At 37.5% G+C, this 12,296-nt stretch carries 12 protein-coding genes, 2 tRNA genes and 3 rRNA genes; 14 read left to right on the top strand and 3 right to left on the bottom strand.

Annotation, left to right across the window (positions count from 1 at the left end; all coding sequences use genetic code 11):
• The 8 genes from CJ191_RS06030 to pcp form a co-directional block, all read left to right on the top strand.
• Positions 1–89: ribosomal RNA gene (locus tag CJ191_RS06030) — 23S ribosomal RNA — on the top strand; the annotation flags it as partial.
• Between the two features lie 86 nt (positions 90–175).
• A 5S ribosomal RNA gene (gene rrf / locus CJ191_RS06025) occupies positions 176–291 on the top strand.
• Positions 292–302: 11 nt separating this feature from the next.
• A tRNA-Asn gene (locus tag CJ191_RS06020) sits at positions 303–376 on the top strand.
• A gap of 25 nt (positions 377–401) precedes the next feature.
• A tRNA-Thr gene (locus CJ191_RS06015) sits at positions 402–474 on the top strand.
• A gap of 24 nt (positions 475–498) precedes the next feature.
• Positions 499–614 (top strand): 5S ribosomal RNA (gene rrf / locus CJ191_RS06010).
• Positions 615–852: 238 nt separating this feature from the next.
• Complete coding sequence (locus tag CJ191_RS06005; protein ID WP_102199285.1) at positions 853–1,533, top strand: DUF969 domain-containing protein; 681 nt, start codon at positions 853–855, stop codon at positions 1,531–1,533.
• Between the two features lies 1 nt (position 1,534).
• On the top strand, positions 1,535–2,452 hold the full coding sequence (locus tag CJ191_RS06000; protein WP_102199284.1) for a DUF979 domain-containing protein: 918 nt from the start codon (positions 1,535–1,537) through the stop codon (positions 2,450–2,452).
• An 11-nt stretch (positions 2,453–2,463) separates the two neighbouring features.
• On the top strand, positions 2,464–3,111 hold the full coding sequence (pcp, locus tag CJ191_RS05995) for a pyroglutamyl-peptidase I (protein ID WP_102199283.1): 648 nt from the start codon (positions 2,464–2,466) through the stop codon (positions 3,109–3,111).
• Positions 3,112–3,949: 838 nt separating this feature from the next.
• Here pcp and CJ191_RS05990 read toward each other — a convergent pair.
• Positions 3,950–5,143: a coenzyme F420-0:L-glutamate ligase gene (locus tag CJ191_RS05990; protein ID WP_102199282.1), complete on the bottom strand. Its 1,194-nt coding sequence runs from the start codon at positions 5,141–5,143 to the stop codon at positions 3,950–3,952.
• A gap of 676 nt (positions 5,144–5,819) precedes the next feature.
• Positions 5,820–6,200 carry a PH domain-containing protein gene (locus CJ191_RS05985; RefSeq protein ID WP_102199281.1) on the bottom strand — a complete coding sequence of 127 codons (381 nt, stop codon included), beginning with the start codon at positions 6,198–6,200 and terminating at the stop codon, positions 5,820–5,822.
• Positions 6,201–6,361: 161 nt separating this feature from the next.
• Between CJ191_RS05985 and CJ191_RS05980 the strand changes: the two genes are divergently transcribed.
• The 5 genes from CJ191_RS05980 to CJ191_RS05960 all read left to right on the top strand — a co-directional run bounded on the left by CJ191_RS05980 (position 6,362) and on the right by CJ191_RS05960 (position 10,205).
• Complete coding sequence (locus tag CJ191_RS05980) at positions 6,362–6,652, top strand: GNAT family N-acetyltransferase (protein WP_102199280.1); 291 nt, start codon at positions 6,362–6,364, stop codon at positions 6,650–6,652.
• A gap of 135 nt (positions 6,653–6,787) precedes the next feature.
• The gene (locus tag CJ191_RS05975) at positions 6,788–7,879 is read left to right on the top strand and encodes a M42 family metallopeptidase (RefSeq protein WP_102199279.1); all 1,092 of its coding nucleotides are present in this window, start codon (positions 6,788–6,790) and stop codon (positions 7,877–7,879) included.
• Between the two features lie 240 nt (positions 7,880–8,119).
• The gene (locus CJ191_RS05970) at positions 8,120–8,554 is read left to right on the top strand and encodes a universal stress protein (protein WP_102199278.1); all 435 of its coding nucleotides are present in this window, start codon (positions 8,120–8,122) and stop codon (positions 8,552–8,554) included.
• Between the two features lie 31 nt (positions 8,555–8,585).
• Positions 8,586–9,020, top strand: a complete 435-nt coding sequence (locus CJ191_RS05965) for a universal stress protein (protein ID WP_102199277.1) — start codon at positions 8,586–8,588, stop codon at positions 9,018–9,020.
• Between the two features lie 201 nt (positions 9,021–9,221).
• Complete coding sequence (locus CJ191_RS05960; RefSeq protein WP_102199276.1) at positions 9,222–10,205, top strand: lactate/malate family dehydrogenase; 984 nt, start codon at positions 9,222–9,224, stop codon at positions 10,203–10,205.
• A gap of 102 nt (positions 10,206–10,307) precedes the next feature.
• Here the strand turns inward: CJ191_RS05960 and CJ191_RS05955 are convergent, their stop codons facing one another.
• The gene (locus CJ191_RS05955; protein ID WP_257994135.1) at positions 10,308–11,051 is read right to left on the bottom strand and encodes a ZIP family metal transporter; all 744 of its coding nucleotides are present in this window, start codon (positions 11,049–11,051) and stop codon (positions 10,308–10,310) included.
• A gap of 345 nt (positions 11,052–11,396) precedes the next feature.
• On the opposite strand from CJ191_RS05955, the gene CJ191_RS05950 reads away from it, so the two are divergent.
• Complete coding sequence (locus CJ191_RS05950) at positions 11,397–12,266, top strand: VOC family protein (RefSeq protein WP_102199275.1); 870 nt, start codon at positions 11,397–11,399, stop codon at positions 12,264–12,266.
• The last annotated feature ends 30 nt before the right edge of the window (positions 12,267–12,296 follow it).

Below are 12,296 nucleotides of genomic sequence, written 5' to 3'. Positions count from 1 at the left end.
CCTGAGAGACGATCAGGTAGATAGGCTAGAAGTGGAAGTGCAGTGATGTATGGAGCGGACTAGTACTAATCGGTCGAGGACTTATCCAATGGATAATAGATTGTATGATGGAATGGTCGATGACTTACAGATTCAGTTTTGAGCGAACAAAATGCTCATAAATACATAAATATTGTGTGGTGACGATGGCAAGAAGGTCACACCTGTTCCCATCTCGAACACAGAAGTTAAGCTTCTTAGCGCCGAATGTAGTTGGGGGTTGCCCCCTGTGAGACTAGGACGTTGCCATGCAATATTTTTATTCCGCAATAGCTCAGTTGGTAGTAGCGCTTGACTGTTAATCAAGATGTCGTAGGTTCGAGTCCTACTTGCGGAGTTTTTTTGTACCTATATACCAACTTGCTGCCATAGCTCAGTTGGTAGAGCGTCGCCTTGGTAAGGCGGAGGTCACGGGTTCAAATCCCGTTGGTAGCTTTGTATATTTGTATAAAATAACTGTGTGGTAATGATGGCAAGAAGGTCACACCTGTTCCCATCTCGAACACAGAAGTTAAGCTTCTTAGCGCCGAATGTAGTTGGGGGTTGCCCCCTGTGAGACTAGGACGTTGCCATGCAAATCAAATCAAAACCGCTAGCTTAGACATTTGTTTTTGCTAGCGGTTTTTTTGGTTCTTCGTCAAATTAGTATGAGAGTGACTAAGGTTTATGGTAGTGGGAACCGTTGTTTAAATAGTACTTACCCCCTTTTTTAATATATAAATACAAAATTATTTTGTAAGTTTTTACAAATTATTGCATAAAAATGATAAAATAGAAAGATATTAAGATTGATGATAAAAAGGAGTGGAAATCATGTATTATTTGCCGTTGATTGGTATTCTAATTATAATTATTGGTTTTGCAGTGAAGCTAGATACCATTGCGGTTGTTGTAATCGCTGGACTAGCGACTGCTTTAGTATCGGGTATTTCGATTACTGATTTCTTGGTAATGCTTGGAGAAGGTTTTGTGAATAATCGTTTGGTGACAATTTTTATTTTAACCTTACCAATGATTGGTTTGGCTGAAACGTTTGGTTTGAAAAATCAAGCAGTACGATTGATTAACAATGTTAAAGGGATGACAACGGGGTCATTCTTAACTTTATACTTATTCTTACGTGAATTAGCCGGATTTTTATCAATTCGTATTGGTGGTCATCCACAATTTGTACGACCTTTAGTACAGCCTATGGCGGAAGCGGCAGCTATTTCTAAAAATGGTGAAATTGATGAGGATACAAAAGAAGAAATTAAAGCACAGTCTGCTGCTATGGAGAATGTTGGGAACTTCTATGCACAAAATACTTTCGTAGCCAGTGCAGGTACCTTATTGATTGCAGGAACGCTAGAATCTTTAGGATATGAAGTAATGGCAATTGATGTAGCGCGTGCGTCACTTCCAGTTGCTATTATCACCTTTATTTTAACAGCAGTTTATAACTATGTATTCGATCAAAAAATGAACCGTAAATACCGTAAGGGAGGTAAGTAAGATGGAAATGTTCTTTACAAACTTACTAGAATTCTTCTACATTTTAATCGGCTTGCAGTTCGCCTTTACTGGTTATAAAGTTTTAAGATCTGACCAAGATAAACGCATTGGAACGGCTTTATTTTGGTTTGACCTAGCGATTTTGTTTGCCTTAGGAAAATGGTTACCAGCAATTATTTCTGGTATTTTAGTCTTACTATTGGCAATTATTACCTTGGTGAAACATTTTGTGACAGGTAATTTTGAACAGGATGAGACGCGTGCAGAAGTTAATGCTGACCGTTTTGGAAACCTTGTGTTTGTACCGGTTATTGTGATGGCGGTTACAGCATTAGTGCTTGCGCAGTTTGTACCTGCTTCAGGTGCGGGTGCTATTGGTATCGGGGCTATTGTTGCATTAGTGCTGGCGATGGCTATTTTCCGTGCACCATTCCAACAAGTTTTACATGAATCTAATCGAAATGTACAACAAGTTGGATCAACAGCTATTTTGCCACAATTATTGGCAGCACTAGGCGTCATCTTTGTGAATGCGGGAGTTGGCGAAATAGTAACGTCAATTTTTGGTAACTTAGTGCCTGAAGGAAACCAGTTTTTAGGTGCAACAATGTATGTTATCGCGATGGTTGTCTTTACGATGATAATGGGAAATGCATTTGCTGCTTTTACAGTGATTACAGCAGGTATTGGTATTCCATTTGTGATTATGCAGGGTGCTAACCCAGCGATTGCAGGTGCTTTAGCAATGACAGCTGGTTATTGTGGGACATTATTAACACCTATGGCGGGTAATTTCAATGCTTTACCTGTGGCATTGTTAGAAATGAAGAGTGAGTATGGTGTGATTAAACGACAAGCACCAATTGCTATTGCTTTAATTGTTGTCCATATTGTATTAATGTATACTTGGGCATTTTAGGAGGTATAAAGATGAAAATTTTAGTAACAGGATTTGATCCATTTGGTGACGATACGATTAATCCAGCGATTGAAGCGGTAAAACGTTTGCCGGAAGAAATAAATGGTGCGAAAATTATCAAATTAGAAATTCCAACTGTCTTTAATAAAAGTGCAGAAGTAGAGAAACGTGCAATTGAAGAACACCAACCCGATTATATCTTGAATATTGGTCAAGCGGGAGGTCGTTTTGCTTTAACACCTGAACGTGTAGCTATCAATGAAGATGACGCACGTATTCCAGATAATGAAGGTAAACAACCGATTGATGAACCAATCAAAGAAGACGGAGAAGCTGCTTACTTTAGTCAGTTACCAATTAAAGCGATGGTTACTTATATGAAAGAGGCTAATGTACCTGCAGAAGTATCCAATACTGCTGGAACATTTGTCTGCAATCATATTATGTACCACTCTCTATACTTAACAAATAAAGAGTATCCAGCGATTAAAGCTGGTTTTATGCATATCCCATTCTTACCAGAACAAGTTACAGATCGACCAAATACACCATCAATGGCTCTAGAAGATATTGTTCGTGGTATTGAGGCAGCAATTACCGCTATCGTGGATTACGATGGAAAAGAAGATATGAAAATTGTTGGTGGAAAAACACATTAACACAAGGATGAGACAAATGTCGTCTAGGCTCGCAACGGTGGAAGAAATAAACGTAGTGATGGCACATCACGTAGGTTATTTCTGAAGCGGCGCGCGTCTGACATTTGGAACTCGACTAAAAAGGATGAGACAAATGTCGTCTAGACTCGCAACGGTGGAAGAAATAAACGTAGTGATGACATATCACGTAGGTTATTTCTGAAGCGGCGCGCGTCTGACATTTGGAACTCGACTAAAAAGGATGAGACAAATGTCGTCTAGACTCGCAATTTTTGCCGCGTTGAGAATATGACATTATGTATCATTTAGAGAAAGGTCTATGATGTGATTATCATAGGCTTTTTTTTGAATAGGTTGCTCTTTAGAAATTGTTTAAAAAATTATCACAAAGAAACCACAAAAAAGATTGATTCTTTCATACTATCTTCAAAACTATCGCTTAATATATAAGCATACCCAATAAACAAACCAAACTTTTCTTCATAAATCTTTCTCCTCCCAAACGAAAGATAAAAGTAAACCAGTCGTCTTCCCAACGGCTGGTTTTTTCATGAATGAATTGAGAAATTAGCTTTAGAAATTTATAATTTTAAAATCATAGAAACAACATACATTTTGAATGAATCTTCATTTTATCTTCAAAAATATCGTCTATTATATAATCATACCCAATAAACAAACCAAACTTTTCTTCATAAATCTTTCTCCTCCCAAAACGAAAGATGGCAAGTTTAACCAGCTGTCCTCCCAACAGCTGGTTTTTTGAGTATACAAAAAGGACATGACACGTGTCATGTCCTAAAAGATCAAAAGGTATTGAACGTTATTTTTCTATAAATTAATCAGAGTATTTATCAAAGTAACCTTGGATGTAGACAAATGGCGTACCCTTATCTCCAGAACCAGAAGTTAAATCTGATAATGACCCCACTAAGTCAGTAATGTTACGAGGGGTTGTTCCTAATGAGGTATTGTGGCCAGCTTCATCAATCTGGTCATGATTTTTAATATACGCACGCATTGCTTCTGTTAATTCTTCTCCAGATAGGTCGCTAAATTGGTTATCTGCAACATACTTGATCTTAATTTCGTCAGGGGTACCAGATAAACCTTTAGTGAAACCAGGTGATACAACAGGGTCAGCTAATTCCCAAATGTGGCCAACTGGATCTTGGAAAGCACCGTCACCATAAACCATCACTTCAACAACCTTACCAGTCGCATCTAATAAACGTTTTTGAACATCTTCAACGAATGCTTGTGCGTTACGCGGGAATAATTTCAAACTGTTGTTACCGGAAAGGTTAGCACCTAATAAACCAAAGTCTTCATTGAAACCAGAGCCATCAATTGAATGGTTTAAAATTTGATCTAAGCCAATAATTTCTTTAGCACCATTTTTCTCTAGTATACGACGTGTATACTTACGGTTATGGATATCGGCAATAACTACTGTGTCCACGAAGTTTAAAATGGTTTGTGGGTGGTTAGCAAAAATGATTTCACATTCTGCACCGGTTTCTTCAACACATTTTTTGTATAATTCAACGTAGTCTTCGCCAGTAAATTCATGTGCTAAGTTAGGGAAGTGGCTACGGAATTCAGCTTCTGTTAAAACATCTGTATATGGATTTAAACCAGATTCTTCTAATTCGTCACGTGTAATTAAACGGTTACCCACTTCATCAGAAGGGTAGCTCAATTGAATTACGACTTTTTTCGCTGACATAGCGATACCTTTTAAGATTGCGTAGAAACGGTTACGGCTAAGGATTGGGTTTACAATACCAATCGTTTCACTTTTTGTTTGACTTTGGATATCTTTTACAACAGCATCTAATTCAGCAAAGTTTCCTTGTGCACGAGCTAAAATAGACTCTGTTACTGTTACAATATCGTGGTCACGAACTTCATAACCTTCTTCTTTGGCAGCATTTAAAACAGTATCTACTACAATGCCTGCTAGGTCATCGTTCTCTTTAATAATGGGAGCGCGTAACCCTCTTACAACAGTACCTACAGCTCTAGACATACATAATCGTCCCTTCAAAATTCTCTTCTGCCTCTTTGGCATACTGTTTTATTATATATCAATAAAATCTCTTTGCCAATGAAGTGAGGGTAAAAACCGAACAATTTTCTCATGATTTTTAATGTATAAATATTAGACAAAGGAAATTTGGTCATGCTATGATGAAAGTGTAAAAATTGTAGTAGCAAGCAATCAATTGAATTCAGACTATTCGCCAAATTTGTGAGGTATCATATGACGAATCTTTTATTGAACACTTGGCATACACTATTGGATCAGTTATTGGTTACTGATGCTGTATACCCTTGTGTCTTTGAGGCTACAGTTCTTACATTGACAATATCGTTTAGAAATCCTAGCGTTTGACCTTGATGTCTGACGCTTTTTTTTGTGGATTTTCACACCTTTAGGAGGAAAGATAAAATGAGAAAATGTATGATCTTTATCAACCAACACAGTATAAATCACGCGTTTGTTAATCGGATGATGCATTTAAATACTCTTCCACCTTAAGGAGGTGGTCCAAAGGTATCTCGGTGCTAGCCGTTAATAGCTAAATATCTAAATAAGAGACCAATAAATAAACACCAGGTCATCAACAAGCCTAAAAGCTAATCCGTTAGGCAGTATCGTTTGTTGAGTCACTGGTGTTTAGTTTTTTATTATTTAGTTATTACTATAATAAAACTGCTGCAGCAAGGGCGCGTTGAACATCGTAAACGACATCGCCACCTTTAAATTGTAGCGCGATTGTAGGTTGTTCGTTACCAGATAAGTAAATATTCACTTCAGAATCTATATCAAAATTCCCTACCGTTTCTACCGAAAAGCGTGAAATTGATTTGTAGGGTACACTCATAAAATCACGTTTTTTGCCGGTAATCCCTTGTTTATCCATTAAAATCAGTCGATATGAAGTAAATACCACTAAATCGCGCAAGATATTGTAAGATAATTCAATTGTTTCACCAGGAATTAATACCTTTTCTAATGTGTCAGAAACTCGTTCTTTATCTGCTTCAGATGCGTTACCAAATAAACCTGAAAATAAGCCCATATTGTTACTCCTTTTTTAAAAATATATCCTATCATTTAAGCTTAATTCATTATACCGATTAAAGGAAATTAAGGTCAACTAAGCCAAATATTAAGGATTTATGCATATATTTTGTTATAATAAAATTAATAGAAGCGTCATATATGTTGAGGAGGTAAATGATGGGATACGAAATTAAAGAAGTCACCAATGGATTTGCGATTTTTAATGAAGCGGGCGACAAACGTATTGCCGAAATTGAGTATGAGCCAAAAGCAAACGATATTATCGTTGCAACACATACATGGACGGACCCAAGTTTACGCGGGCAAGGTGTTGCTGCTCAACTAGTTGATCACCTAGTGGCCGATGCTGAAAGTAAAGGGCGTAAAATTAAAGCACTATGCCCATATGTCGTGAAGAAATTTAACGAAAATCCGGAGAAATATGATCATATTAATGCGGATAAATAATTTATAAAAAAGCGCCATCTCTGTCTTTGCTGGTTAGTAAAGATAGGGGTGGTTTTTCATGTTGAAAGGTAGTCACTTTCATTTTCCCCTAAACATCGGTAAAATAAATATATTAGAAAGGCTAAGAGGTGTAACATGAAATATATTAAACTATTAGAAGATGTGTCAAATGCTTATGGTGCGCCAGGTTACGAAGACCAAGTAATTGATATTGTAAAAGCCAATAAAGGGGCTTTTAGCTTACAAGCAGATGCGATGAAAAACTTGTATATGAACTTTACAAATATTGACCCAAGCAAACCAACAATTATGTTAGATTCACATATGGATGAAGTAGGCTTCATGGTTCAAGCAATTGATGAAAACGGCTTGTTGTTAATGCAGGCTTTAGGTGGATGGACAGCAGCCTCAGCGCAATCTCAATTATTTATGGTAAGAACCAATGATCATAAAACGTATGTACCAGCTGTTGCTACAAGTAAACCTATACACTTTATGACAGCAGAAGAAAAGGCTAAGCCAGTCGCACTAACTGATTTAAAATTAGACGTAGGGGCTACTTCAAGAGAAGAAGTCATCAATGATTTCGGTATTACTGTTGGTCAACCTGTTGTACCAGCAACTAAATTCCAAGTAAATAAGAAGAACGGTATGATGATTGGAAAAGCCTTTGACAACCGTTTAGGCGTAGCAGCAACGCTTGCTGTCTTTAACGAATTGGGTGTAGATGGTGTGAAAGCATTACCATTTAATCTTGTTGGTGCGTTTGCGACACAGGAAGAAGTTGGTTTACGTGGTGCTAAAGTCACCACCAATCGTGTTAACCCACAAGTAGCTATCGTGTTTGAAGGGACACCTTCTGATGATTACGCAAAATCGGCAACAGTTGGTCAAGGGCGCGTTAAGCAAGGGCCACAATTGCGTTATCGTGATTCGACCTACATTGCTTCAGACCTTCTAAATGGTTTATTTGTTGAAGCTAGCGAAAAAGCAGGTATTCAAATTCAACAAGCGGTACGTGATGGCGGAGGTACTAATGCCGGTGCCATTCACACAGCCAATAATGGTGTATCTGTGATTACGTTAGGAATGCCGACACGCTATGCCCATACCCATTACTTAATTTCAGCTTATCAAGACTTCCAAGATACAGTAGATGTGACAGTAGCTTTCTTAAAAGGCTTAACTGAAGAGGATTTGGCATTCACTCAACTAAGAAGTTTGTAGTATTTAATCTAATTTAAAAAGATATGAAGCATCAAGAAAAGTCAGCCTTCGCTAAATTTTTGAGGCTGACTTATTTTTGTTGGGTTCACTACGAAACTATCTTTTATCCTTGTTTATAGCATTTTTGCACAAAAATATTTTTCAATACTTTTTTTTATTTTGAAAAAGACCTTATTTTTGTAAGCGATTCCATTTTTGTGTTATACTTTAAATGAAAAGAAAGTAAGGGAGGTAGCGAAAATGATTCTTGATAACATTCAACGTATACTGGTGCCAGTGGACGACTCGGAAAATAGTAAAGCAGCCTTTAGAGATGCAGTTGAGATTGCCATGCGATCAAATGCCACTATAGATGTTCTATCAGTAATTGCCGATGACTATGTATTTAGTGACTTAAGGGTATCAGAAACAGATATCAACGAGATGAAAAAACGTACCCTAGAAACCTTAAAAAAATATGAAGATTACGGAAAGGCTCGTAACTTTAATGATATTCATACTTTTACCTCTTTTGGTAACCCAAGACGAGAAGTAGCTAAAATTGCGAATGAAGGTGACTACCAATTGGTTGTCATTGGTGCAACTGGTAAAGGTGCTGTCACAAGGGCTTTAGTTGGGTCTGTAGCTGAAAATACAGTGCGACTATCTAAAATTCCAGTACTAGTTGTGAAATGATATATTAAATTACTCAAGAGGGGGGCTTATCATGTCAGTAACAGCATATAACAAGATCTTAATTCCAGTTGATGGTTCAGATGCTTCATACCGGGCTTTTAGAGAGGCATTATCCATTGCTAAACGTAACAATTCTGAATTGGTATTGTTGAATGTTTTAGATGACTTTGTTCGTCTCGGAAATCCGGATGCCTCTACACGATTATATAATGACTTACGGGAAGATGCTTTAAGTGTCTTAGAATCATATGAAGCTGAAGCGAAAGAAGCTGGTCTTGAGAATGTGTCTCTTGAAATTATTAAGGGAGATGCAAGATATGGTATCGTAGAATTCGCAGAAAAAATCAAGGCAGACCTAGTAGTTGTTGGTGCAACTGGTAAGGGAGCAATTGAACGTGCCATGATGGGTTCAGTATCTGAATATGTAGTACGTAATATGAAATCACATGTATTAGTGATTAAATAAAGGTTTTGAATGCGATCGCTTTACTTGAGCGATTGAGGATAAAAAATGAGACAACTAACATGAGGAGCTGGGAGTGATGATTTTTCTCAGCTTCTTTTTTTATTCACCATATTTTCTCATCATTTCCTCACATTCCCCTTAAATATTCGTCAAAGTAGGTTATAATTAATGTAATTGAATGAGAAATAATGGAGGGATCATATGAAAACAAATAAATTAGTGGTTGTAGGTGTTGGCCATGTAGGCTCATACGTACTTGCAGATGCCATGAAAGCCGGTGTTTTTGGTGAAATTGGTGTGATTGATATCGATGAAAATATTGCACGTGGTGAAGCAGTTGACCAAGAACAAGCACGTGCGCTCACTTACATGAACAATATTAAAGTAACGCATGGTGGGTATGAGCAAACGGATGATGCGGATGTCATTATAATTGCAGCTGGAAATTCTATGAAACCAGATCCCGATGATCCAACCGCAGAGCCTGACCGTGCAACATTAGCTAAAATCACTTCAAAAACGATTCGTGATGTAATGGGCAATATCGTTGAACATACTAGAGAAGCTATTATCATTGTGATTACTAACCCATTAGATACGATTTTATACATTGCAGAAAATGAGTTTGACTATCCTGAAGGTAAGATTTTTGGTACGGGAACTATGCTTGATTCAGCTCGCTTACGCAATGTGTTCGCCAATGCTTATGATGTTGACCCTAAATCGGTTGTGGGTTATATGATGGGTGAACACGGCGCAACAGCCTTTCCAGTATTAAGTAAGTTGAATATCCAAGGCGTACCTTACGGTGAATTAGACCAATATTTTGATCGCAATTCAGCAGTTGACCTATCAAGCCCTGAAGATATTATGAAAAATGTGATTTCTGCAGCTTATGAAGTATTTAATGGTAAAGGTTGGACGAATGCAGGAGTTGCGCAAGCAGCTGTGACCATGGCTAAGGCTGTTGTTCTTGACGAACGTAGTGTCTATCCTGCATGTACTACTTTACGTGGAGAATACGGTTATAACGGAAATGTAGCATTTTCTATGCCATGTATTATTGGTATAAATGGTGTTGAAAAACGACTACCAGTTAGTTTAAATGCGTGGGAAGAAAAGAAATTGCAAGAGTCAGTAGATTATATTCAAAAAGCGATGCAGGATGCAGATGTAAAATTTTAAGCATATATAAAGTAATCATTGAGTAATGAAGATAAAGAAAAAGTCATCACTCCCTTCACTGATCAGTAAAGGGAGTGATGACTTTTATAATGGTTAGTTTTTCTAACCTAAAGCGACATCTAGTGTCATCATGACACCAAAACCAACCAGTAAGGATATGGTAGCGATGTCTGAATTACCGTGTGATTGTGATTCAGGAATGAGTTGCTCCACACAAACGAATATCATAGCGCCAGCTGCAAAAGCTAGGGCATACGGTAAGATTATCGTCACTTGGGAGACTAGTAAGGCACCTAGAGCTGCACCAACGATTTCAACTAAGGCAGATGCTTGACCTAATTGGAAAGCATGCCATTTGCTAGCCCCTTCAGCGCGGATAGGCATTGACAAAGCTGCACCTTCAGGGAAGTTTTGTAGACCAATCCCCATTGTTAAGACTAAAGCAGAGGCGAGACTAGCTGCATTAAATTCATTTGCACCGTACGCTACCCCAACAGATAAACCTTCGGGAAAGTTGTGGATTGTCACTGCTAAAAAGAGCAAAGTGGTTGCAGGTAATTTAGTTTTAGGCCCTTCAGCGTCCATCTTATTCTTTCCCATATGTAAATGTGGGGTGATGTAATCGATTAGGCGTAAGAATAAGCCACCAACAATAAAACCAATTAATGCGGGTATAAAGGCAAGTCGTCCCCAACCAGCTTCCTCGGCAAAGCTAATGGATGGTGCTAACAAGGACCAAAAGCTTGCTGCAATCATCACCCCTGCAGCAAAACCGTTCATAATGTCTAATACACGGCGGTTAATTTCATTAAAGAAAAATACTAAAGCTGACCCTAAAGTTGTCATTAACTAAGTGAAGACACCAGCTAGTGTTGCTTGTAATACAGGGTTAGCACTTGCAAACCATTCAAACATATCTATTCCTCCATTTCTCCAATCATTCCATTTCATTATAAATCATTTGGTATCGCTTTTCATTGTGATTAGCAAAGTTTTCGGTTTTTTATTTGGATAACCAAAAAAAATAAAAATAGTTGTAGAATGAAGTAAAGGTGTTTACCTTTGTTAAAAGATAAAGTATACTATTTTTAGGCTTACTTTTAGTAAGCATATAAAAAGTTAAAGTAAGTTGTGAAAAAGTGAAAAAATATTCAATCCGTATATGAATAACTAAAAAGGTGGAAAATAACAATGGAAAAACAATTTTTTAAAGATGTTACCATTTCAACGGTAACTTACCGAGTAAAAGATTTGAATAAAATGAAACGCTACTATAATGAGGTTATTGGTTTAGAAATACTAAAAGATGAGGAAACTGCAGGAATTGTTGAATTAGGTTTTAAGGGACAAGATGCACCACAATTAATTTTAGATGGGAAAGCAGATTATAAATTAATCACTGGACCTAAAAATGGTTTATACCACACAGCTTGGTTGTTACCTACTCGTGCAGCTTTAGGTGATGTGTTATACCGCATGCTATTAAATAAAACACAACTATACGGTGCTTCAGATCACTCATATTCAGAAGCTTTATATCTACAAGATCCTGAAGATAATGGTATTGAAATTTATGCTGACCGTACTGCTGACCAATGGACACATGGTCCAGATGGTGGGATAACTGATGTTACTGAACCAATGGACGCAGAAGGGGTATTAGCGAGTCGTTCCTCTGATGAACCACAACCATTACTTGCAGAAGGTACTATCATTGGGCACTTACACTTGTCATCAGACAAAGTAGAAGAGTTCTTTGGTTTCTTATCTGATGAAATGATCTTAGAAGAACAAATGGGCTTTAAAAACAACGTTCATTTCACTTCTTATTCTGACTACCACCACCACATTGCTGTGAATGCTTGGGGGGCGGAATCAATGGCACCTTATGCTGAAGATCAAACTGGTTTAGCAGCTTACACACTAACTTACCATAATGAAGAATTGTACAACAATATAGTAGCAAAACTTAAAGCGAATGGACGAGTAGTTGATGAGGATGTAAACCATGTGACAGCGATAGATGCCAATGGTGTAACAGTTTATGTAGATTTTAAATAGGTCAATAATGATGTTGGGAAAAGGGCTATC

The organism is Aerococcus viridans (genome assembly GCF_002871935.1).
GTDB lineage: Bacteria > Bacillota > Bacilli > Lactobacillales > Aerococcaceae > Aerococcus > Aerococcus viridans_B.
This window is presented reverse-complemented; position numbering and strand designations above follow the sequence as displayed.